The sequence below is a fragment of the Dyadobacter sp. HNCC25DJ183 genome (assembly GCF_056895175.1).
In genome coordinates this window covers 376,197-399,607 of record NZ_JBXHAP010000007.1, presented here as the reverse complement: position 1 = coordinate 399,607, position 23,411 = coordinate 376,197, and the positions used below count along the sequence as shown (strand labels likewise).

Below are 23,411 nucleotides of genomic sequence, written 5' to 3'. Positions count from 1 at the left end.
ATTTAATTAAAATGAAAAAACTATTCATACTACTATGCATGACAGTAAGCAGCTATGTAGCCAGCGCGCAATCTGCAAACACTTTTGGAAAAGAAATCAATGATAAAAAGGCGATAGAAGCGAGTGCATTGCCAGCTAAAATGGGCGACAAGTCGGAGATGGAAGCGAAGGTAAGCGGCACAGTTGAGTCGGTTTGTCAGGTGAAAGGCTGCTGGATGAAAGTGAAGCTGGATAATGGGGAGACAATGCGTGTAATGTTCAAGGATTACGGTTTTTTCGTGCCCAAAGATATTGCTGGTAAAACCGTCGTTTTCGAAGGAGAAGCTCAGAAGAAGATGGTACCTGTTGAGCATTTACAGCATTATGCGAAAGATGCCGGTCAGAGCAAAGAGGAAATTGCAAAAATCACCGAAGGAAAGCAGGAACTTACATTTGTTGCCGATGGCGTGCTTGTGAAATAGTTGCCCGATATAGAAAAGAAAATGACCGGTGGGTACTTTGTAGCAATACAAGTACCCATTTTTTGTGTTTATGAAAATCAAGCTCCTTATCCCTGCTTTCGTTTGCTATTGCTTTGCCCTGCAAGCTCAAAATTTAAAAACCAGTTGGTGGAATCCGCAGAGCGCGTCTTTTCCGGTCATTGAAGGTCAGGCTTGGCCTGCGAAGGAGTTGAAAAATCCTTATGACAGGTTACCTGCGAAAGCGGAAAAGCAGGTGAGGGAAGCAATTTGGGGATTGTCAAACCAATCTGCCGGATTGATGATCAGGTTCCGGTCGAACTCTTCCGAGATCAAGATAAGATATACCGTCGGCGGTAAACATGCATTGCCTCACATGCCGGCTACAGGCGTGAGCGGCGTAGACTTGTATGCGGTCAGCAGCGACGGTGCGTCGAGGTGGTGTGCCGGGAAGTATGCATTCGGCGATACGATTACCTATACTTTCAGGGGACTGGAACCTAACGATAACTACCACCAGAAAGGGAGGGAGTACCGGCTGTTTCTGCCACTTTATAATAATGTGAAATGGCTGGAAGTAGGGGTGCCGGAAGGTGTTGTGTTTACTCCGCTGCCTGTTCGGCCCGAGAAGCCGATTGTTGTATATGGTACCTCCATTGCGCAGGGGGCCTGCGCGTCGCGGCCGGGTATGGCGTGGACTTCCATTGTCGGCCGGAAAATGGGCAGGCCGCTGATCAACCTGGCGTTTTCGGGTAATGGCCGACTGGAAAAGGAAGTGGTGGATCTGGTGAATGAGATTGACGCCCACATTTTCATTTTAGACTGTTTACCCAACCTGACAATCCGCCCAGACTCCAAGATGCCCGTTACGGCGGAGGAAGTTCGTGACAGGATATTGGCTACTGTTAAATCACTGCGTCAAAAACATCCGCAAACTCCCATTGCACTCGCCGAGCATGCGGGCTATACCGATGAAGACATAAATCCGGAAAGCAAGCATTTTTATGAAGAGGTGAATGTAATCCTGAAAGCCGCGTTTGCCAGGTTAAAATCAGAAGGAATTGCGAATCTTTATCTGATCCCAAAAAAGGACTTTAACCAGGATATCGAAACAACCGTGGACGGCACGCATCAGACAGACTTAGGTATGATGCGGTATGCGGAAGGTTATGAGAAGCACTTGCGCAGCATTTTACATGAGTATACCGGTGAAGCTTCCACAACAAAGCCTATCACCCAACTTCGCGAGCTCAATAATTATGACTGGGAAGTGAGGCACAGGGAAATTCTTGAATCAAACAGGAAATCGGCACCTGAGATGATTGTGATCGGCAATTCCATTACGCATTTCTGGGGAGGCTTGCCAAAAGGTCCGCGTGCTGTGAGCGATGCTTCGTGGAACGACACTTTCGGGAAGGATTCACGTAACCTGGGCTACGGCTGGGACCGCATTGAAAACGTACTCTGGCGAATATATCACGGCGAGCTGGCCGGGTTCAGTGCCAAGCAGATTTTTGTGAACATTGGTACAAATAACCTTCACCTGAATACAGATGCGGAGATCGTGGAAGGCTGGAAGCTGCTGATCAAGGCATTGAAATACCACCAGCCTGATGCAAAAATTACGATGCTGGGGATTTACCCGCGGAGAGACCAGGAGGCCCGTGTCGCTGCATTAAACGAACAGCTTGCACAACTGACTGGTGAGGAAAGTGTAGGTTATATGGATCCCGGAAAGGTGTTTCTGACATCCAGCGGAAAAATAGATGAAACACTGTTCAGCGACGGCCTGCACCCGAATGCGAAGGGTTATACCTTGCTAGGGAATGCAATTAAGCAGTACATGAAATAGCTTACAGTACTACGCCAATGCCAAACAGGATTACAAAAAACAAGGTTGAAAGCGCCATTTGTTTGAGGTAGGGGTCAAGTTCCTGTGCTTTCTTCAACGTGGAAATTGCCAGTCCATTCCTGATAAATAATGGGAAGCTGAGCAGGAACAGCAGGTTTTGTAACCCGGAAAAATGAAGGTATGTATAAACCGACACGCAGAGCATCCCTGTAACCAGGATAAACCAGTGATAAGCTATTGCTTTTTCACGTCCAAGCCGAACGGGAATTGAGTTCTTGCCTGTGGCTCTGTCGGAATCGATATCGCGAATGTTGTTGATATTCAATACGCCCACTGCAAATAAGCCGCAGCTGCTTGCAGGAAGTAAAAGCGACCAGTCCCATAAATGCGTGTGCAGGTAGCTGCTTCCGAGTACGCCTACCCAACCGAAAAAGATCAGCACGGATAAGTCGCCAAGTCCCACGTAGCCGTAGGGCCGCTTGCCGGCAGTGTAGGTAATCGCTGCAATTATGCAGGCCACACCAACTCCGAAGAATACCCAGAATGCGCTCTTTGGTGCATCGTTCAATGCGATTACCAGCAGGGAAATGCCGGATATCAATGCCAGCGCAGAAAACCAGATAATCGCTTTCAACATCAAAGAGGCCGTAATGTGGCCGGAATGAACAGCACGGCGCGGACCCTCGCGTAAATCGGTATCTTTTCCATTTACAGCGTCACCATAATCGTTGGCAAAATTGGAAAGTACCTGTAAAATAATGGTGGTAAGTACGCTCAATGCAGCAACCGACCAATGGAAATTTCCCGTTGAAGCCGCCAGGAAGCAGCCCATGATAATGCAGGATAATGACAGAGGTAACGTTCTTGGCCGGGCGGCCTCAATCCAGGGGTTCATTCTAGGTAATAAATTGTTGGGAAATGCTAAGCCTCGGCTTTTGTCTTTTGCTCGGCCCAGTTAATGATTTTTTCTGCAAGGTACAGGCCATCTGCTGAAACACTAGCTCTCAATATTCCATCGTAGCTCATGGAAAGATGGAGAATGTCATATACTGCCATAAAATCAGATAAAATCTTTTTGTCGAGTGAAGCCAGTTCCTTCTGGTACCATTCCAGGCTCTTTCTCGTTTTCTTCTTCTTTTCTCCTAAAATGCTGTCAAGAGCAACAAGCACGCCGGCGTAAGCAGTGTGTCCCGCCATCTTTACATATTTTCTATCTTTATAATAACCGTCCTCTTTTTGTGCTTTCTCGCTCAGTATCGCTTTTGCATTTGACAGATAGCGTTTGGCTTCGATAATGTCTTTCATGTTAATGTGTGTTTGATTTTGATGGAGAAGGTAATGCGAGCTGCCGATGTAACACTGGCAGCTCGCATTTTGGAATATTAAATTCCGACAGATTTCAAAAACTCAGGATCTGTTGGCAATACTTTTGAAGCGAAGAAGTTGGTCAGCTCGCCATTTTCATTAATAACGTACTTGCAGAAATTCCAGGTTGGTACTTTGTCATTCCAGCCGTTCAATTCTTTTGTGCTCAGCCACTTGTAAATAGGCGCCTGGTCTTCTCCCAAAACAGACACTTTCTCAAACATCGGGAAAGTAACGCCATAAGTAGCGGAGCAGAATGTCGCGATTTCTTCGCTCGTACCTGGTTCTTGTCCGCCGAAATTATTAGCCGGGAAGCCGAGTACAACCACTTTGTCGCCATGCTCTTTGTTGAATTTTTCCCAATCAGCATATTGCTTGGTGTAGCCGCATTTGGAAGCAACATTGAGTATAACCACCTTTTTACCTTTGTACTTGCTCAAATCCACTGTTTTCCCGCCAACCAGTGATTTTACCTTGAAATCGTAGAGTGTTTGTTTCGCAGCTTCGTGTGTAGCAGGACGCGATGCGGTTTCACTTTTATCAGCAAACAAACCGCCGATCAGAGATGTACTCATAATTAAAATCGATTTAAGAAAGCTCATATTAGTTTTGGTTATGGTTTATACAAATCTATCAATAAACGCGTGAAACTCAGCTTTACATACGCTCCGGAACTTCTATTCCCAATAACCCTAAACTTTTTTGAATTGTTTCCGAAACAACCTGCGATAATGCAACCCTGAAACGAACTGCGTCCGGATTTGGATCGGAGAAAATGGATACCTCTGCATAGAACTGGTTATAAACTTTGGCCAGCTCAAATGCATATAGCGAAATAATCGACGGGGCAAACTCGCTTGCTGCTGACGTCACCTTGGACGGAAACTGGGCCAATGCGAAAATCAGCTCGCGTTCCGACTGGTGCATTGCGTAATCGGGGCTTGGAATAACCGCTTCAATACCCGCTTGCTCCGCCTTTCTCATAATGGAGCGTATCCGGGCGTAAGTATATTGAATAAATGGCCCCGTGTGTCCCTGGAAATCAATGGATTCGGCCGGGTTAAAGAGCATTCTCTTCTTCGGATCCACTTTAAGTAAAAAGTATTTCAGCGCGCCCATTGCCAGCTGGTTATAAAGCTGCTTCGCTTCTGCACTGTCAAAATCGTCTATCTTTCCCAGTTCCTGGGTGCGGTCGGCGGCTGTCTGGATCATCTCTGCAATGAGATCATCTGCATCCACTACGGTTCCCTCACGGGATTTCATTTTACCCGATGGCAGGTCGACCATTCCGTAGCTGATGTGGTAGCAACCTTCCGAATAGGTTCTTCCCAGCTTTTTCAAAATCGCAAAAAGAACTTTGAAATGGTAATCCTGCTCGTTGCCAACTACCCACAGATAGCGGTCGTTATGAAAATCGCTGTTTTTTAGCTCGGTTGTTCCTAGATCCTGTGTGATATAGACAGAGGTACCATCGCCACGGAGTACCAGTTTCTCGTCCAGACCTTCGTCTGCCAGGTTAATCCAAACAGAATTGTCGTCTTTGCGGTAAAAAACTCCTTTTTGCAGCCCCTCTTCGATAATATCTTTTCCTAGAAGGTAAGTATCTGATTCGTAGTATGTTTTATCAAATGTTACGCCAATCTTTTTATAGGTTTCTCCAAAACCTGCATAAACCCAGCTGTTCATTTTCTGCCAGAGCGCAACAGTATCTGCGTCGCCTTGTTCCCACAACAGCAATATCCGCTGGGCTTCCAGCATCCAGGGCGCCTTTTTAGCAGCTTCCTCTTCCTTCATTCCCTGCCCAACCAGCTCCTGGATCTGCTTTTTATATTCCTGGTCAAACTTTACGTAGTATTTACCAGCCAAATGGTCGCCTTTGATCCCGCTGGATTCCGGCGTTTCCCCGTTTCCAAGCTCACGGTAAGCTAGCATTGACTTGCAAATGTGAATTCCACGGTCGTTTACAAGGCACGTTTTGACGATATCGTAACCACTCGCTTTCAGTATCCTCGACAAGGAATCGCCCAGGAAGTTGTTTCTTAAATGCCCCAGGTGCAGGGGTTTATTGGTATTCGGGGAAGAAAATTCGACCATAACCGACGCGCCGTTCGAAGGCGAAGTGCCATAGTCAGGATCGCTTTTCATCTTTTCAAGCAGGTCGAGCCAGGTTTGATCCTTTAAGCTGATATTAAGAAACCCCTGAACTACATTGAAGCTCTGTACCACAGAAGAGGCTTCAACAAGCGATGCGCCGATGATTTGTCCGATCTCGGCAGGCGCTTTGCGGGTTGTTTTGGTAAGCGGGAAGGTTACGAATGTATAAAAGCCCTCAAATTCTTTTTTTGTTGGTTGCAAAATGACTTCCTCAACATCAATATCGAAATGCTTTTGGATCGCTTTTTGGATATCGTCTTTTAATATAGCTTCAATTGTCATGAAAAATGGTGTAAGCGGAAGTGTGCTCCTGAATGCCGGGACGCATTTCCTGTCGTTTTTATTTGAATGAAAATATTTCTTATATTAATAGTGATGTTATCTTTTTTGATGCAAAATTAGGGTAAATATTGAAGAGAGTTACACCCCACCAGGAAGAAGTTATGTCCAATTACCTGCTTCGTTTTTTCCGGACAAATATACTGCTGCTTATTCTTCTGGCTCCATTCACCGGCGCGTGGGCGCAGCTCCACCAGTCTGATCGGTTGGAGATCCCGACCAGTTCTTCTACCTCGGAGCAATTTGAAGTATTTAGTCTGGGTGAAAAAGGTATTCTCTCCGTAATCCGTGGGGATGAATATTCGAGCAGTCGCAATGAGAAATGGAATTTTGTAAAGTACGATACAACGCTGAAAGTACTCTGGCGGACTGCTTACAAGCTTGATTTCCGGTATATCCCTGTCATGGCGTACAAGGGAGAAGAGTCGGGATACTGGCTTTTCGCAGAACCGGATACCGACAAGTTCCTCTTCTTGCAACTTAACTTCAACGATGGGTCCATTGATACGTTCAAAGGAAACCTGTTGTCTGGTGTGGATGTGCAGCAGTTCAAAGTTATCGGCAGCAAAGCGTTGGTTTCCGGCTACTATCGCTCCCGGCCCGTGGTGATCGTCCATTCCTTTTTCGACCATACCACCCGGGTCTTACCCGGGCTCTTCGAGAAAAATACTGAGCTGAACAATGTAGATATCAATGAGATCGACGGCTATATCAATGTAATTACCTACGCTTACCGGAAGAAAAACTGTGTTTTCGAGATCAAAACTTACAATTATGACGGGAAGTTTTTAAAGAAAACAACATTAAGCGACCCAAGATACAGCTTCATTTCAGGACAAATTGTGCCACTTAATTCTGACGATTCTTACCTGATTGGAAACTATTCAGTGGGCTGTACCCAATACTCTCAGGGTTTGTATGTTACGCACATTGAGGATGATACGCCCAAAGAAGCGCAGTTTATTGAATTTTCTGATCTGCAAAATTTCTTCAATTACATGAAACCGAAACGTAGGCAGCGCGTTTTGGAAAAAATTGGTAAAAGAAAGAGTCTAGGCAAGGAAAACCGTTTTCGGTACCGCCTGCTGGTTCACGAGCTGATCCAGACACCCGAAGAAATCGTGCTGGTTGCCGAAGTTTACTATCCCAATCAACGTTCATCTAATCCGATTATCTCCGGTGGCATTACCCGTCCTTACATTTCCCGCTCGCTGGAAGGCTATCGGTACACGCACGCAATAGTTTGCGGGTTCGACAGGAATGGAAAGTTTATGTGGGACAACACGATCACCATTAAAGATCTTACCAGCTTCGATCTGCAGGAAATGGTGCAGGTAACGCCCGTTGACGATTATTTTGTGCTCGCTTATCCACAGGAAGGTGAAATTCACACCGAGGTGATCAACCGGGACAAAGTGGTGGTGGAAACTGAAAAATTCAAGATTAACCCGAAATCGGAGAAAGAGAAAGTGCTCAATAATGAAGACGGCTACCTGTCGCCTTGGTACGGCCAGTATTTCCTTGCCTACGGAATGCAGCGAATCGGTACTTCAACGATAGGGCAGGGCAGGGAGGTTTTTTATGTCAACAAGCTGACTTACAATACAGAAGAGATCGGAAAAGTGGGCTTGAAAGAAGCTTCACGCCCACGCTGACTTATCTAGTCTACCAGCCAGATGTGGTCCTGTTCAAAACCTTGTTCTTTCCATTCAACTTGAACACGCTGGCTCTCAACTGTACTTACTTTCATTCCCGCATAGTCTGGACCAAGAGGCAGCTCGCGATTATAGCGGCGATCAATCAATACCATTAGCTCAACCACTTTTGGCCGGCCAAATGCAGTCATTGCGTCCAGTGCAGCACGTACCATTCTGCCGCTGGCAAGAACATCGTCAATCAGGATCACTTTTTTGCCCTCGATCAAAAACGGCACATTGGTTTTATTTGGTACCAGTGGCGACTCTCTTCTTCTGAAATCGTCCCGGTAGAATGTAGCATCCAGGTAACCCAATGGAATATTCTTCCCTGTTCTTTCGCGCAGCTCGGCAACAATGCGCTCGGCAAAGTAGATCCCGCGCGGCTGCAGCCCCATTACCACCGAATTGGAAAAATCCTGGTGGTTTTCAATCAACTGCTGGCACAACCGGCTGATCATGATTTCCAGCAAAGGGCTACTTAGTATCAATCGTTTTTGGGGCATCATGTATTTTCCCTGAATTTTAGCCTAAATTAAGTGCTCTATTACGAAATCAAAAACTTTTGACAAATGAAATACCTTATTGCCGGATTGGGAAATATCGGTCCGGAATATGCTTTTACCCGGCATAATGTCGGATTTATGGTACTGGACAGGCTGGCTGCGCAGCACGATTTTAAGTTCAGCTTTGAGAAGCTGGCGTTTGTAGCAGAATGGAAATACAAGGGTAGGCAGATCTATTTTATCAAGCCCACAACATATATGAACCTGAGCGGAAAGGCTTTGCGGTACTATATGGACCAGTTCAAAGTCTCTGCCGAAAACACGCTGGTGATTGTTGACGAGCTGCAACTTCCGTTCGGTACATTGCGTATCAAGCCCAAGGGAAGTCACGGCGGGCACAATGGTTTGAGAAACATCGAAGAATTGCTCGGCTCGTCGGAATATCCCCGGTTGCGCTTTGGGATAGGTAACAATTTTCCTCGCGGCAGGCAAGTAGATTATGTGTTAAAGGCTTTTTCCCCAGAGGAAATGATCGAATTACCGATATTCCTGGACAAGGCTGGCGACATGGTTACTACTTTTTGTACTTTGGGAATACAATCGGCAATGAACAATTATAACCAATGATTGTACATTTTTAAGAAAATATAATTATTTCAAGATTATAGAATATTTGGTTTTTTTCTATTTATTCGAAATAATATAAAATACTACCTCTCGAAAAAAAGATAAAGTTGCAAAAAGGAGGTTAAAATTGATATTTAATTCCCAATAAAATTTTGTTGCCGTAAAATCAACAACTTTGTAATTTCAAAATTAACGCTGATATTTGTATCACGGTTGGCGGAGGTTAAAATTGAATTAAACCATGATGCTAATCGAAATTGTTTTATATTTGTATAAATAAAACAAGAATATGCCCTCCTCAGTGTCAGGCAGCTATAAAATGAGATGATACGGAGGAAGTCAGCGCGTTGTTAAAAACCAGGATTGATCTTTTTACCATTAAAAGCCGTAAAAGTGATTAATCATCAAAAAAGGGAGTAGCATTAACAGCGACATTACTTTAGATATGCAACCCGCTCGCAGGATCTTTTATTAACTGCAAACGGTTTAAGATATAAAAGAAAAGAAAAGGTTAAGGGTTTAGGAATAGTCAGTATAAAGCCATCTCAATGAGATGGCTTTATCTTTTTACAGGCTCCGCCCAAATGTCTACCCGACGGTTCGAGCGCTTGTCTGTCTCCGACCTGTTCACCCGCTTCGGCTGTGCCGAGCCGTAACCGTTTCCTTCTATGCGGTCTGCCGGAATTCCTTTTCCGATCAAATGCGTTTTTACCGTTTCTACCCGCTTATTGGATAGTTCAAGGTTCTTCTCAAAATTCCCGGTATTGTCCGTATGGCCTTTCAAAAGGATCTTTAAGCCAGGATGTTTTTGAAAGTAGCCGGCAATGGAATCCAGGTCAGTCAGTGACTGCCCGTCTATTTCTTCCGTTCCCTGGTTGAAGTACAGTGTTGTTAATGGAGTGGTGTAGGTTTCCGGTGCCAGACTGATCAGCGACTTGATTTCCTCATACCTATTGGTGGTTTTGACGGCTACACTCTTGCTTTGAAACCCGTCTGCACGTGCCGAAATCCGGTAAGACTCGTACGGAGTCAGTTCAAAATTATAAACTCCTTCTACCGTTTTAGTCTGCGCAACCAGAGAATCGTTGTCCGACTTTCTTACCATTACCTCCGCATCATGTACAGGTTTGAGGTTGCGGCCGTCGTAAACTTTCCCCGTAACCAGCGAAAGGTTTTTGTTCCGCCCTGGTTTTTCTGCCACCTTTTCCTCCGGCTGAGGAGCAGTTTCTTCCTCCTTTGCAACTGGCTCTTTGAAGGTTTTGCTGATCGTCTGGTAGCTTCTCCTTACAAAAACAGGCGTCATCACACGATCATAAACACGGATCAATGCAATGGAGCCTGAACTGGCTTCGTGGTTGGCAACCAGGTCATCCTGAAAAAAGTTAAGTACCTGGTCCTGGTCCAGCATTCCCTCACTTCCGGGATCTTTGAATTCCAGCTTCGACTGACCATTGATGTACATCTTGATAGTCTTGGTATCGAAGTCACGCGAGTACACATAATGCACATACTGATTGGCTCTCACCGGAGCTTTCTCACCGATCGCGTAATCGTAGAAATTCAGTTTCCCGTCATAGATGTAACTTCCGTAATCGCTTTTGCGGTTTTTAAAATCGAGAACCCGCTTCCAGCTGTCGAGCTCCGTCATTTTGAAATATATCTCGACAGTAAACGATTTGCTCAGAAATCCCTTCGCTTCCGTATTGTTAAACTGTAATCCGCTGTTGTTTTCAAATTGATAGATCGTGCGGTTGAGGTAATCGGAGCCGGGGATCTTTTCTTTGATGTACTGCCCTGGTTGCCCAAGTACTTTCAATGCAGGTCCGCCGCTTTCAATCGGATTCAGCCCATTGTTAAAGTCGTACGTCCATTGATTTTGGGAAAATGCAGGAGTGCACCAGCTTGTCAGAAGAAATGCGAAAAGCAGTACATTTTTTCGAGTAATCATGCTCAAAAATATGAAAAGTGCCGGCGGAAGCCGAAATGCATCCTGTATTTTTGATCCATAATCTGTTTCGTGTGTGAAAAATATAGGTATTGGTCTTCTTTTTTCCATTTTGTGGTCCTCAGCCTCAGTTGCAACCAAATTCGGGGTGCAATCTGCTCCTCCTTTGGTGTTGGCAAACGTGCGCTTCTTTATTGCGGGCATTTTGCTCCTTTCATTTTCTTATGCATTTGGCAAAGGTTCAACCTACCGCATGCCGAATAAAAAAGAATGGAAGCAATTGGCCGTCTTTGGTTTTTTGAATACAACGTTATACCTGGGCCTCTACGTGTGCGCAATGAAATATACCGCTGCCGGCATAGGTAGCCTGGCAGTGTCCACCAATCCGCTGATTATCGTTTTGCTATCATCGTGGTGGTTAAAGCGCAAGCCGCAGAAGGAAGAGTGGCTCGGGATTGTGCTGGGAATGGCGGGGATCGGCATTGCTACCTATCCTTTGCTGGCAGACAGCTACACGACTGTCGGAGGAATAACGCTGCTGCTGATCAGCATGGTAGCAGTATCCGCAGCCAGTGTTTACTACGCATCTGTCAATTGGGAGCTGCCCAACTTGCTGATCAACGGCTGGCAGGTTTTCATTGGCGGCATATTGTTATTGCCCGCAACATTTCTGCTCAGCGATCTGTCAGCAACTGTTTATGACAAAGTTTTCTGGGGCTCCGTTTTATGGTTGAGCCTGGCGGTATCAATCGCAGGGTTGATCTGCTGGTTCTACCTCTTGCGCATTGATACCGTCAAGGCTTCATTGTGGCTGTTTCTCTGTCCCTTGTTCGGTTTCTTCTTCGCCTGGTGGTTGATGTCCGAGCCGATTACAGGCTATACCATAGCCGGAACAATCCTTGTAATTGGCGGATTGTATGCGGGACAACGAACAAAACTTTCAGGAAAGCGGGCGGCTTAATCGTCGACCAGAATTTCTCCTTTGAGGTACAATTTCGCCTGGCCGCCAATGTAAACACGGTCGCCGTCGAGCTCGCATTTAAGATAGCCACCTCTCTTGGAAAGCTGCTTGGCGACCAGCTTGTTCTTTTCAAGCTTCTCAGCCCAGTAAGGGATAAGGGTGGTATGCGCCGAGCCAGTGACCGGATCTTCGTCAATACCAGACTGAGGTGCAAAGAACCTTGACACAAAATCCACATCTTCACCCGGCGCGGTCACGATAATGCCTCTTGCAGGAATAGTAGAAAGAATAATGATGTCAAAATCCAGATTGCGCACGATATCTTCTGACTCGACAACGACCATGTAATCTGTTTTTCCTTTATAAACTTCCAGCAGATGCGTCGTGTTCAGACTTTCTGCCAATGCCGGAGGCGGTACTGCCACATGGTATTGATCTGCCGGAAAATTAAGTGTTAGCCAGTCTTCTTTGCAATCCACGCGCAGCTCGCCGCTTCGTGACTGAAATGATATCGTATAACCCTCGTAATTCTGAATATTAAAAATCACATAGGCAGTAGCCAGTGTCGCATGCCCGCAAAGATCAACTTCTACCGAAGGCGTAAACCAGCGGATATGAAAGCCATTTTCAGTAGGAATGTAGAATGCAGTTTCAGCAAGATTGTTTTCTGCTGCTATATTAAGCATGGTTTCGTCCGGCAGCCATTGCTCTAATGGAACAACTGCGGCAGGGTTACCTCCAAAAAGTTTATCGGTAAAAGCATCAATCTGATATATAGGGAGTCTCATCGGGGTTGGTCGTGTTAGTAATACAAGGTATTAAAAAAATATGCTATTGAAAGAAGGTCTCAGGCTAAATTTTCAATATAATTTATTGGAATGATATAAATTATTTTATGCCTGAACCGCGTCTATCTTTTCTTGTTTTTCATTCTCAAATATACTCCGTTTGTCCAGCCGAAACCTTCCTGAACTTCATATTCACCGCCGCCTGCAATCAAATTGGTGTTGGACACATTGTATTTTTCAAGCATTTTTCCTGAATGTTTAAACTCCTTTTCGATCAGACCAAGCCACTCGGCAGACAGTTCATTGGCAGTCCGGTGAAAGTTGTAATTCCTTAAACCTTTATAGGCAATCCACTGCAATGGAGCCCAGCCATTTGGCGCATCCCACTGCTGTCCTGAGTTCAATGTGGTAGTCAGCAACCCGCCTGATTTCAGAAAGTTGAGCCTGATGTAAGCTCTTACATAATGTGAATTCTGCTTGGGCGCGAGTTTGAAAAATAGTGGAAATGTTCCGGCCAGCGTAACGGCTTTTGTGAAACTTTGTTTTTTAAAATCGTAGTCCATATAAAAATTCTTCTCGGTATCCCAGGAATACAGCTGGATTGCCAGCTTACGATCGATGGCTTTTCCGGTATAAACCTGGTGCAACGTAAGATTGCCACTCAGCAGGTAAGCTTCGGCAAGTGTTTGTTCCAGGTAATACATCAGACAGTTGAGGTCGATCGGTATAATGTCGGTAGTGTGGATAGTTGAAAAGTCATTTTCATTTGAAAACCACCTGCTGCTGAAATCCCAGCCCGATTCAGCTGCGGCGCGGATGTGGCGGTAAATCTCTTCGGGCGCGGTCCCGTGATTTTCCTTTGCATGAGCCGCAAGTTCCACATCTTCGCGGTAAGATTCCGGTCTCGGTGCCGCCTTGTCATCCCAGTACCTGTTCAGCTTCATTCCGTTGGGAAGGTATACCAGACGGCGGTAGGCTGTAAACGGTTCGCCGGTGCTGCTGCCCGAATCCATCCAGTAATCGTACTCTTTCTGCATTTGAGGCAGGTACCGCTTCAACACTTTCTTGCCTTCCATTTCACTGAAAAGTCTGACCATCAATGAAAAGAACGGTGGCTGGGACCGGGACAGATAATAGGTCCGGTTGGCTGTGGGAATGTAGCCGAAGTTGTCGATGAGGTAAGCAAAATTATCTATCATGCTTTGAACCAGATCCGTTCGTCCGGCCTCTTTCAAGCCCAGTAATGTGAAGTAGCTGTCCCAGTAATAGATCTCCCTGAACCGGCCGCCCGGAACCACATAAGAGTAGGGCAGTGGGATCAGTGAGCCGCCGCGTTCCTGGCTCTCCGGTTGCCTCGTCAGCACGGGCCACAGCCTCCTGATATGTTCCGAAACAGAAGCATTTTTATCCGCCTGAAAAGTCAATGCGATATGAGCAGGCAGACGAAAATACTTTTCCACAAATCCTGCCATATCAAAATCAGCAGCGATTTTCTCCCGGTGATAACGCTCTATAATCAACACCGGATCTTCAAGCGGGATCGCATCTGCGAAGGTTTTTGAGTCCGGGAAAATGTGACTATTCTGTACGTCTTTGAAGAGGGTACCGTAAAGATCCTCCGGTGAAACATGGGACTGTCCGTAAGTAAAAGCAGGTGCAATAAAACCGTACAAAACAAACTGATTTTAAAGGGTTAATACGCTAACACTGGCCCAATAACATCATTTTTGAGCTCCAATGCACTTCTATTTGCTATAAAAATTCAACGAGCTGACCTGTGCTTTTGTTCCTTCCGGCCCATAAAACCAGCTTGCCGAGGCCAATAGAATTTGGTAGTTTGTTTGCATTTTCCCGCGTCCCGGCTTAATATTGTACCATCAAGTCAATTGCTCCACCAAAGCGGTTGATTTATAAAGAAGAGGCGAGAGAATGGGCTCAATGAACCTCTGGCAACCTGCTACCAATGTGGAGAAAGGTGCTAATTCCCACCTAATTTATTAGGAGATATAAAATCAATTCGCGTGTTCTTACAGTTAGAAATTTCCGTAAGCCGAATGGCTTTATTCTCGCACCTGCAACTGAAAGGAATTTTTCAGATGTATTAGTCACTATGTTTTTTGTCAAAAAAGGTGACCTTACTATTTTGTACTTAACTGTGCTTGCGCACCTATGCAGTCGGAACAAAAAATATTCAAACATCCCTATCCTTATTCCCTGGAAATGGGCGGCGAACTGGCCGGTTTTGAGCTATCATACACTACCTACGGAACAATCAACCCGGAACAGAACAATATTATCTGGATCTGCCACGCACTTACCGGCAGCTCCAATGCAGCCGAATGGTGGGACGGGCTTGTAGGCGATGATAAATATTTCAACCCCTCAAAGGATTTCATAGTTTGTGTGAATGTGCTGGGCTCCGCATATGGTTCCACCGGGCCTCTTTCGGTAAATCCCAAAACACAGAAACCTTACTACCGGGATTTTCCTGTGATTACCGTCCGCGACGTCGTTGGTGCCATGGACCTGTTGCGACAGGAGTTGGGTATCAGGAAAATCAAGATCTGTATCGGCGGATCGCTGGGCGGACAGCAGGCGCTTGAATGGGCGGTTGAAGTTCCCGATTTGTTTGAAGAGCTGGTACTGATTGCTTCCAATGCATTGCATTCGCCCTGGGGAATTGCCTTTAACGAATCCCAGAGAATGGCGATTGAGGCAGATCCTACTTTTAAAGACGATCATCCCGAAGCAGGCGCTATGGGAATGCGGGCAGCCAGGTCAATCGCATTGCTGTCTTACCGCAATTATGACACTTACAACTTTACCCAGGCAAGAGATAACCCCGACCAGATCGACGATTTCCGGGCTTCTTCCTATCAGCAGTACCAGGGAGATAAGTTTGTGAAGCGTTTTAATGCATATTCCTATTGGGTTTTGTCCAAAATCATGGACTCGCATAATGTAGGCCGTAACCGCGGCGGGATTGTGCACGCGCTGGGTCTGGTGAAAGCCAAAACGCTCGTGCTCGGAATTAAGTCCGATCTGTTATTCCCGCTTTCAGAGCAGCAATTTTTGGCCCGCCATATTCCTGACGCAGTTTTCCAGGAGATAGATTCGCTTTATGGTCACGATGGTTTCCTGATTGAGTACAAGCAGCTTACGCAGGTAATCAGGGCGTGGCAGGAGACAAACGGACAGTTGGAAATGGCTAAGATCTAGCCATTTCCAAGTCGTATTGTGTTATTTTGAAATGCTGAGCAGCAATTCAGGTTCGTTGGTAGTAATGTAATCCACATCTTTTTCCAGGAACCATTTCAATGCAGATTCGTCGTTTACAGTCCATACATTCGTAGTCAGCTTCTTCGCTTTCATCGCAGGAATGTAATCCTCGTTTTTCTTATAAACATTGTAATGGTAGTCGATTCCGTCCAGTCCGGCTGCGGCGATTTCATCCGGCGTTTTATCTCCGTTTAAGTATTCCACGTGCGCTTTTGGTGCGAGTTCCTTCACTTTTTTACATACATCAAAATCAAAGGCGATGTAGTCGGTGATCTTCTCGACTTTCAGCTTTTTCACCATTTCTACGCATTTGGCAGTCAACGCAAGTGATCTTTCCTTGCCCATTGAAGAGGTTTTGATTTCCAGGATCAGCCTCGTTTTCTTCTGTTTCGCGCCAGCCTTCAGGTAAGCTTCCAGTGTGGGTAGCGACTCGCCGTTTTCCAGCTTGATCTGCGACAATTCGCTCGCATTGGTTTTTTCAACATGGGTACCTTTAATGGAGTGATCGTGCAATACAAAAAGCACGGAGTCGGCTGACATATGCACATCAAACTCGCTTCCATAGCAGCCGAGCTTGATCGCGTGCTCCAATGCACCAATTGAGTTTTCAGTAGCGCCGGTATGCTTCCATGCGCCGCGGTGAGCGATCACCTTGTTCTTGTTTTGTGACATTCCTTCAAATGCAGTCAAGCTCAAAAAACCTGCCGCAAGCATAGCAAATACTTTCTTCATTTTGTAAAAAATTAAACTGAACTAACTGGAAATACAAGTAGCCCTGAACCAGGTACTACTGCTAAGAATTGCGAAAATTACGGCTTGTAAGTCGCAGCTGTATTAGGCGAATGTTAAGATTGCGTGCCAACATTCGTATGTTTCACAACCGTTATCGCTACCATCTTGGAAGTTGGTGTGTTACTTTTCTCCGCTACACTGCCAATCGGCACCAGTACATTGGTCTCAGGGAAATAGGTGGCCGCACAGCCTTCCGGGATCCGGTATTCTACCACAACAAACTTTCTTGCAACCCTTTCCACACCGTCAAACCGGTTGTACAAATCCACAAGACTACCGTTTTCCAAATGCCGCGCTGAGATATCACGGCGGTTCATCAGAACAACCCTTCGTTCGTTGAAGATACCCCGGTAGCGATCGTTCAGGCCGTAGACTGTCGTGTTAAACTGGTCGTGACTCCGGATCGTCATCATCATCAGCTCACCTTTTTCCAGTTTGTTTTCGATCACCGGAGCGACATTGAATTGCGCCTTTTGTGTGTCTGTATCAAATTTTCCTTCGCGGTTGCAGTTTGGCAGGTAAAATCCGCCGGGTTGGCGCACAAGCTCATTGTAGTTTTCAAAACCGGGTATGGTACGTTCGATATCCGCGCGGATCACATCATAATCTGCAATGTAACGGTCCCAGTTGATCTGGCTCTTTTTACCCAGAGTAGCCTTGGCCAGCCGAACTATAATTTCCGGTTCACTAAGTAACATATCGGATATCGGCGGCAGAATGCCCTTTGACATCTGAACCACACCCATTGAATTTTCACACGAAATAAACCGGCTTTCACCTTCCCGCAAGTCCGCATCGCTTCTTCCGAGGCAAGGCAGGATCAGTGCTTCTTCGCCGTGCACAAGGTGGCTCCTGTTCAGTTTGGTTGAAACGTGGACAGTTAATTTGCAATTGCTTAAAGCCTGTGCGGTATATTGTGTGTCCGGAGTAGCCGAAAGAAAGTTGCCGCCCATTGCAAAAAACACTTTTGCGCGGCCTTCGTGCATCGCCTTAATGGATTCCACCACGTCAAAACCGTGTTTCCGGGGTGGGCTGAACCGGAAGTTACGTTCAATTGCATTCAGCAGACTTTCAGAAGGTTTTTCAAAAATCCCCACAGTACGGTCGCCCTGTACATTGCTATGCCCGCGCACGGGACAGGTACCAGCGCCGGGCTTGCCGATACTTCCTTTCAGCAGGAGCAAATTGACTACTTCCTTAATGGTATCTACCGCATTTTTATGCTGCGTCAAACCCATTGCCCAGCAAACAATAATCTTGCTTTTTGAAGCGAGTAATCGGGCTGTCTCTTCGATCTGCGCCAGCTCAATGCCGCATATTGCCGCCAGCTCCTCCACGTTCAGCGTGTCCAGATGTGCGGTGAACTGCTCGTAACCTTCTGTATTTTCACGAATGAAATCCTGGTCAAAAACGCTGCCCGGAATTCTCCTTTCCTCTTTCCACAACAGTAACTCAATAGCTTGCAGTAAAGCATGGTCGCCATTGATCCTGATCTGCAGGAAAAGATCGGTAAGTGTCGGATTGATGCCCAAAACGCCGGTTACTTTCTGCGGGTTATTGAAACCCATTAAGCCGGTTTCAGGTAATGGATTAATTGAAATAATCTTGGCGCCGTTTGCTTTTGCTTTTTGCAGCGCAGTCAGCATGCGGGGATGGTTTGTGCCCGGATTTTGGCCTAAAATTATGATTACCTCTGCCTGATGCAGATCGTCCAGCTTCACGGATCCTTTCCCGATACCTAACGATTCAGTGAGCGCGACCCCGCTGCTTTCGTGGCACATATTGCTGCAATCGGGCAGGTTATTCGTGCCAAATTCGCGGACGAACAGCTGGTAGAGAAATGCAGCCTCATTGCTGGTGCGCCCGGAAGTATAGAAGATGGCTTCATCCGGCGAGGAAAGCCGATTGAGCTCCATTCCGATTTTTGTGAAAGCTGCATTCCAGGTAATTGGCTGGTAATGGGTGCCTCCGGCGGGTAAATGCATCGGTTGGGCAATGCGGCCTTTGCTGCCGATCTCGTGATCAGAAAGCTTTCCGAGTTCAATAACGGAGTGTTGGGTAAAGAATTCAGGCGTCAGCTTTTTGAGCGTAGCCTCCTCCGCTACTGCTCTTGCTCCATTCTCACAGTACTCGGCTATTCCCGAGCGTTCGTCATCAGGATCGGGCCAGGCACAGCTTGGACAATCAAAGCCGCCTTTTTTATTGAGATTAAAAAGCGCCTTCATACCGCGGTTCACGCCAGCTTCCTGTACTGTTTTTTCAAAACTGGAAACCACGGCTGGAATTCCGGCGGCAACTTTCATAATCGGACCTTTTTTCAGTCCGGTCAGTTGGTCCGGGTTTTCGGAGCCGGGAATGGATGTGGGCTGGTCTTCCATGGTCAGCAGGTTTGATTTGGATTTTCGTAGTTGTCCGACTGATCTTCTGCATCATTGTCGAGACATTTAAAATCCTTTTCCACAAGGATATACAATGAATCGCCTGCATTCAAAGGCATATGGAAATCTGTTCCGACTACATTGTTGTCGGGCCACGTTTTGGCGAAACTTTCGGGGATATAAATGGTAATCTGCTGGTTTTCAAAAGAAGCGGAAAGTGAATCCGTATCGGGCAGGCTTTGCAATGCATAAGTCAGCTGACCCTGCGGGAAAGTTGTTTTTTCTTCCAGGTAACCCTCAGCGGCCAGTTGTGCTACATCGCTTTTGGACAGTCGGTACCTTACTTTATTTTGTTGGATTCGAATTTTCATAGACCTGAAATCCGGTGGAAGCCGGTGTAAACATTAAACCTATCTTGTTTTAAAAAACCTGCCAGTGTGATATTGTTATCCTCAGCCAGCTGCACTGCCAGGCTTGAAGGCGCGCCAATGGAAACAACCATTTCGATTCCCGCCATCAATGCTTTTTGAATTAACTCAAAACTCGCTCTTCCGCTAAGCAAAAGCATGTTACCTGCGAGGGGAAGCTGGTCGGATAACAATGCAGCACCAATCAGCTTGTCCAATGCATTATGCCGCCCCACATCTTCGCGCAAGTGCAGCAGGTTCCCGTTTCTATCAAAAAGAGCTGCCGCGTGCAATCCTCCTGTTTCTTCAAAAACGCGCTGACTGCCCGAGATCTTGCCGGCAAGTCCGAAAAGCACCTCGCGCGTTACCAGCAGTGTATTCTCCAAAACATATCGGGAAACTGTTTTGACAGCCTCGATACTCGCCTTTCCGCACACACCGCAGCTCGACGTAGTATAGAAATTCCGCTCCGCATTGTGCAGGTTCGGCACGCAGGAATCAGCCAGCGTTACCAGGACCAGATTTTCTTCGAAAACCGAATTTTCTACTTTTTTGATCTGATGAAGATCCTGGATAATACCTTCTGTAAAAAGAAAACCTGCCGCCAGCTCGTGATCATTTCCTGGCGTACGCATGGTAACCGAGATATTTTGCCAGCTTGCATCTCTATTTTGTCGGAATGCGACACGGATTTCGAGCGGCTCTTCAACCGCCAGGAAATCTTCATTATGATCTGTTCCGTAGCTGGTTACCCGCCTGATTTGCCGGCGCATTACGGAAGCAGGTGGTGTTTTAACCATTGTTAGTGCGGTTTATAAAAGCTTGCATCTCTTCAAAATCTTTCACAGTATCTACGCTCTTCATCGCATTTCCGGATTCTGGGAAAAACTTTTGTGCATTGACTTTTCGCAGCAGCGATTGCAATGAAAGATCATTCATTCGATAATGGTGATCCGCGATCTCACCTAGCTTGCACGAATACCACGCAAGCAGCGGCTCAAACTTTCCTTCCGTATTATAAAATGCGGCAGCAATGGTGTTTTCCCTGATTGAACTCAAAAAAGAGGAGATATCCTCCGCTGAAAGCAATGGATAGTCGCAGCCGATGAAGACGAAATCTTTGTGTGGGAAGGTATGGTATGCCGTCATTAATGCAGCAATCGGACCGGTGTTGGCATATTCGGGCAAGTCAGGCAGCTTATCGTATTGTGTTTTCAGTTGCGCCAGTTGTCGGTTATTGCACGATATCATTACCTTTTCGCAGTAGTTGTCAAGAAGATCGCCCACATGCTCACACTGGGGTTTCTGGTGATAAATAAGCATGCTTTTATCCTTTCCCATTCGTGAACTTTCTCCTCCGCAAACCACAATTCCGATCAGGTCCGTGCGATTCATTTTTCTAAATCTGTCATTTTTTGCTAAAAACGTCGCTTGATACTATCAGCTAATTATGCGTAACTTCCTTTTATGGAAAAGGGTGATGTTAAAATATTAAAAAAGAAGCCGATCTACCCGGTGAGTCCTGAACTGCGGAAGTACCTGCGTTTCTATCAGCGGGATGCCCGTCTTCCGGTAAGTTACCATGATTTGCTCAATTTTTATGAATCCTTTCCGGTAATGGACAAGAACGGGAAGGATACGTTGTGGGAGAGTCCGCTTTACCCGCCGCATGAAATCGACCGGCTGCACAGTGGTCTCAAAAAAGCGTATGCAATGCTCAAAGCGTCGGGTAACCTGCGTATTGTGGAGCACAAGTACATTGACCGCATTGATTATTGTAAATTCGGAAATTCCAATCCGTTCAGGATCAAGATTGTCAACAGGCTCAATGATATTTACGATTATTTCTACGTCAAAAAAGCCGACGCATCGCGGATTTATGGTTTGGAACTGGAAGAAATATTCTCGCCCAACCAGGTTAATTACCTCGTAGACGGCGACTCGCTGGTCGAAGAGCACATTGCCGGAATACCAGGTGACGAATTTGCCAAAACCCGTCTGCGGCATACCGATTATAATCCGATCCGCATTGCGAAAGAATTTGTGAAGTTCAATGAGCGCTGCATGATCACATTGCTCGGAGATATGCGGTCGTACAATTTTGTAATGCAAATCACGCCTGATTTCGACGATTTCCAGTTCCGTTTGCGCGCGATCGACTTTGATCAGCAGTTTTACGAAGGCAACCTGAAAGTGTATATGCCGCAATTTTTCAAGGAAAACCTGCCTTATGTGGAGCTTGCAATGGAGTACCTGACGGATAAAACGGTACTGCAGTACCAGCAGGAAGAGCAATCGTCTATTATGTACCAGGCAAGGAGCGAGCGTCACCGCCTGCGCGAGCTGCGGGATGTTTCGATCAAAGATAAAATTTCAACTGCGGACAATATCCACCAGCTGAGAGATGGACTTTTCACGCATTTTAAAGATGCGCATTACCGGCATTGTGAAAGTATGACGGAGATTATTGAGCTGAATATCAAGAATATTATTAGACAGGTTATCTCGTAATTATTCAAATGTGTCGGTTTGGCAGCCTGCCGCTCTAAACAATTCACTACCTTTGCGGAACCGCTGCACAGCATTAGTCTGTTCAGCGGTTTCATATTTATATCACCAATCGGAAGGCGTTCAACCTTCGGCAGATTACTACCATGAGCAAACACGGCAGAATTCTTGTCGCCATGAGTGGCGGCATCGACAGCTCTCTCGCAGCTGTTATGTTACACGAACAAGGTTATGAGGTCATTGGAATGACCATGAAAACCTGGGACTACGCCAGCAGTGGCGGGACCAAAAAAGAAACCGGCTGCTGCTCACTTGATTCTATCAACGACGCCCGGAATATTGCCGTTGAGCTTGGCTTTCCCCATTATATTCTCGATATCCGCGCTGAGTTCGGCGACTATGTAATTGATCATTTTACAGGAGAATACCTGGAAGGCCGCACGCCAAATCCCTGTGTTTTATGCAATACACACATTAAATGGGATGCGTTACTCCGCCGCGCTGACAGGCTCGATTGCGAATTCATTGCGACCGGGCATTATGCGAATATGCAATTCAATGACGGCCGGTATTATGTGTCAAAAGGCATAGATAGCTGGAAGGATCAGAGTTATGTGCTTTGGGGCGTATCTCAGGAAAGCCTGGCCCGTACCAAACTGCCTCTTGGCTATCTGCATAAAACCGAGATCCGTGAAATGGCGAAAGAACGCGGTTTTATCGATCTCGTAAACAAGTCTGAAAGCTACGAGATCTGCTTTGTGCCTGATAATGATTACCGCGGCTTCCTGAAAAGAAGGATTCCGGGGCTGGAAGCAGAAGTGGCCGGCGGCAATTTCGTTTTTGAAGATGGCACCATTGTCGGAAAGCACGAAGGTTATCCATTTTATACAGTTGGGCAGCGGAAAGGTTTGGGCATAGCGCTTGGGAAACCTGCATTTGTTACCGAGATCAGGAAAGATACTAACGAAGTTGTATTGGGAGATTTACCTGACTTGTTCCGCGATGGAATGTACGTGGGCAAATTGAACCTTCAAAAATATGCTTCCATTGAAAAGCCTTTGGAAACAGTGACAAAGGTGAGATACAAACACGACGGCACCCCCGCATTAATAGAGCAGATCGACCCCGACAAAATAGTAGCCCGCTTCCACGACGGCGTAAATGGCATCGCCCCCGGTCAAGCAGCAGTCTTTTATGAAGGTGACGATGTTGTCGGAGGAGGTTGGATTTTGAAGAGTTTCCGCCAGTAGTAGCTCGGCACGTTGCTAAATAACCCTGCAGTATTGCAAGTCGGATCTTACAAGTTTGTCACCTTGAGCGCACCGGGCCGCCGGGTGGTCGAAGGGAATGCGTTATCG

General features: G+C 46.3%; 21 protein-coding genes and 1 riboswitch. Of the genes, 8 read left to right on the top strand and 13 right to left on the bottom strand.

Annotated features, from left to right (window positions below):
• The first annotated feature begins 11 nt into the window (after window positions 1–11).
• Both AC1XTG_RS19550 and AC1XTG_RS19545 read left to right on the top strand, forming a co-directional pair.
• Entirely contained in the window at window positions 12–461 is a 450-nt protein-coding gene (locus tag AC1XTG_RS19550) for a DUF4920 domain-containing protein (protein WP_484843095.1), read from the top strand.
• 70 nt (window positions 462–531) lie between these two features.
• Window positions 532–2,310: an SGNH/GDSL hydrolase family protein gene (locus tag AC1XTG_RS19545; RefSeq protein ID WP_484843094.1), complete on the top strand. Its 1,779-nt coding sequence runs from the start codon at window positions 532–534 to the stop codon at window positions 2,308–2,310.
• A gap of 1 nt (window position 2,311) precedes the next feature.
• Here AC1XTG_RS19545 and AC1XTG_RS19540 read toward each other — a convergent pair whose 3' ends face one another.
• The 4 genes from AC1XTG_RS19540 to argS all read right to left on the bottom strand — a co-directional run bounded on the left by AC1XTG_RS19540 (window position 2,312) and on the right by argS (window position 6,111).
• On the bottom strand, window positions 2,312–3,205 hold the full coding sequence (locus AC1XTG_RS19540; RefSeq protein ID WP_056285468.1) for a 1,4-dihydroxy-2-naphthoate polyprenyltransferase: 894 nt from the start codon (window positions 3,203–3,205) through the stop codon (window positions 2,312–2,314).
• A 26-nt stretch (window positions 3,206–3,231) separates the two neighbouring features.
• Window positions 3,232–3,615, bottom strand: a complete 384-nt coding sequence (locus AC1XTG_RS19535; RefSeq protein ID WP_056285465.1) for a DUF5618 family protein — start codon at window positions 3,613–3,615, stop codon at window positions 3,232–3,234.
• 77 nt (window positions 3,616–3,692) lie between these two features.
• Window positions 3,693–4,250 (bottom strand): glutathione peroxidase, encoded by a 558-nt coding sequence (locus tag AC1XTG_RS19530; RefSeq protein WP_484843093.1) that lies wholly within the window; start codon window positions 4,248–4,250, stop codon window positions 3,693–3,695.
• 82 nt (window positions 4,251–4,332) lie between these two features.
• Complete coding sequence (gene argS / locus AC1XTG_RS19525; RefSeq protein ID WP_056285459.1) at window positions 4,333–6,111, bottom strand: arginine--tRNA ligase; 1,779 nt, start codon at window positions 6,109–6,111, stop codon at window positions 4,333–4,335.
• A gap of 128 nt (window positions 6,112–6,239) precedes the next feature.
• Here argS and AC1XTG_RS19520 point away from each other — a divergent pair, with 128 nt between their 5' ends.
• Complete coding sequence (locus AC1XTG_RS19520) at window positions 6,240–7,823, top strand: hypothetical protein (RefSeq protein ID WP_229238631.1); 1,584 nt, start codon at window positions 6,240–6,242, stop codon at window positions 7,821–7,823.
• Window positions 7,824–7,828: 5 nt separating this feature from the next.
• On the opposite strand, the gene pyrR is transcribed toward AC1XTG_RS19520, so the two are convergent.
• Window positions 7,829–8,368 carry a bifunctional pyr operon transcriptional regulator/uracil phosphoribosyltransferase PyrR gene (pyrR, locus tag AC1XTG_RS19515; RefSeq protein ID WP_056286515.1) on the bottom strand — a complete coding sequence of 180 codons (540 nt, stop codon included), beginning with the start codon at window positions 8,366–8,368 and terminating at the stop codon, window positions 7,829–7,831.
• Between the two features lie 66 nt (window positions 8,369–8,434).
• On the opposite strand from pyrR, the gene pth reads away from it, so the two are divergent.
• Complete coding sequence (gene pth / locus AC1XTG_RS19510; RefSeq protein ID WP_056285456.1) at window positions 8,435–8,995, top strand: aminoacyl-tRNA hydrolase; 561 nt, start codon at window positions 8,435–8,437, stop codon at window positions 8,993–8,995.
• Between the two features lie 559 nt (window positions 8,996–9,554).
• Here the strand turns inward: pth and AC1XTG_RS19505 are convergent.
• Window positions 9,555–10,943: an OmpA family protein gene (locus AC1XTG_RS19505; RefSeq protein ID WP_056285451.1), complete on the bottom strand. Its 1,389-nt coding sequence runs from the start codon at window positions 10,941–10,943 to the stop codon at window positions 9,555–9,557.
• Between the two features lie 73 nt (window positions 10,944–11,016).
• Between AC1XTG_RS19505 and AC1XTG_RS19500 the strand changes: the two genes are divergently transcribed.
• Complete coding sequence (locus tag AC1XTG_RS19500) at window positions 11,017–11,901, top strand: DMT family transporter (RefSeq protein ID WP_056285446.1); 885 nt, start codon at window positions 11,017–11,019, stop codon at window positions 11,899–11,901.
• Here AC1XTG_RS19500 and AC1XTG_RS19495 read toward each other — a convergent pair.
• Entirely contained in the window at window positions 11,898–12,689 is a 792-nt protein-coding gene (locus AC1XTG_RS19495; protein ID WP_056285441.1) for a PhzF family phenazine biosynthesis protein, read from the bottom strand. The genes AC1XTG_RS19500 and AC1XTG_RS19495 overlap by 4 nt on opposite strands.
• A gap of 122 nt (window positions 12,690–12,811) precedes the next feature.
• Window positions 12,812–14,362, bottom strand: a complete 1,551-nt coding sequence (gene treA / locus AC1XTG_RS19490) for an alpha,alpha-trehalase TreA (protein WP_056285436.1) — start codon at window positions 14,360–14,362, stop codon at window positions 12,812–12,814.
• A gap of 232 nt (window positions 14,363–14,594) precedes the next feature.
• A riboswitch (SAM riboswitch) is annotated at window positions 14,595–14,702 on the top strand.
• A 156-nt stretch (window positions 14,703–14,858) separates the two neighbouring features.
• On the opposite strand from treA, the gene AC1XTG_RS19485 reads away from it, so the two are divergent.
• On the top strand, window positions 14,859–15,908 hold the full coding sequence (locus AC1XTG_RS19485) for a homoserine O-acetyltransferase family protein (protein ID WP_056285431.1): 1,050 nt from the start codon (window positions 14,859–14,861) through the stop codon (window positions 15,906–15,908).
• A gap of 21 nt (window positions 15,909–15,929) precedes the next feature.
• Here the strand turns inward: AC1XTG_RS19485 and AC1XTG_RS19480 are convergent, their stop codons facing one another.
• From AC1XTG_RS19480 to AC1XTG_RS19460, 5 genes are all read right to left on the bottom strand, one after another.
• The gene (locus AC1XTG_RS19480; RefSeq protein ID WP_056285428.1) at window positions 15,930–16,700 is read right to left on the bottom strand and encodes a glycerophosphodiester phosphodiesterase; all 771 of its coding nucleotides are present in this window, start codon (window positions 16,698–16,700) and stop codon (window positions 15,930–15,932) included.
• A gap of 113 nt (window positions 16,701–16,813) precedes the next feature.
• Window positions 16,814–19,138 (bottom strand): FdhF/YdeP family oxidoreductase, encoded by a 2,325-nt coding sequence (locus AC1XTG_RS19475; RefSeq protein ID WP_484843092.1) that lies wholly within the window; start codon window positions 19,136–19,138, stop codon window positions 16,814–16,816.
• A gap of 2 nt (window positions 19,139–19,140) precedes the next feature.
• A complete protein-coding gene (locus AC1XTG_RS19470) occupies window positions 19,141–19,509 on the bottom strand; it encodes a DUF7009 family protein (protein WP_056285422.1) in 369 nt (122 codons plus the stop codon).
• Window positions 19,506–20,345 carry a formate dehydrogenase accessory sulfurtransferase FdhD gene (fdhD, locus tag AC1XTG_RS19465; protein ID WP_484843091.1) on the bottom strand — a complete coding sequence of 280 codons (840 nt, stop codon included), beginning with the start codon at window positions 20,343–20,345 and terminating at the stop codon, window positions 19,506–19,508. Before fdhD ends, AC1XTG_RS19470 begins: the two co-directional genes overlap by 4 nt.
• On the bottom strand, window positions 20,338–20,940 hold the full coding sequence (locus tag AC1XTG_RS19460; RefSeq protein WP_484843090.1) for a molybdenum cofactor guanylyltransferase: 603 nt from the start codon (window positions 20,938–20,940) through the stop codon (window positions 20,338–20,340). The genes fdhD and AC1XTG_RS19460 overlap by 8 nt, the downstream gene beginning before the upstream one ends.
• 72 nt (window positions 20,941–21,012) lie before the next feature.
• Between AC1XTG_RS19460 and AC1XTG_RS19455 the strand changes: the two genes are divergently transcribed.
• Complete coding sequence (locus tag AC1XTG_RS19455; RefSeq protein WP_056285414.1) at window positions 21,013–22,056, top strand: hypothetical protein; 1,044 nt, start codon at window positions 21,013–21,015, stop codon at window positions 22,054–22,056.
• A 143-nt stretch (window positions 22,057–22,199) separates the two neighbouring features.
• On the top strand, window positions 22,200–23,303 hold the full coding sequence (gene mnmA, locus AC1XTG_RS19450) for a tRNA 2-thiouridine(34) synthase MnmA (RefSeq protein ID WP_484843089.1): 1,104 nt from the start codon (window positions 22,200–22,202) through the stop codon (window positions 23,301–23,303).
• The last annotated feature ends 108 nt before the right edge of the window (window positions 23,304–23,411 follow it).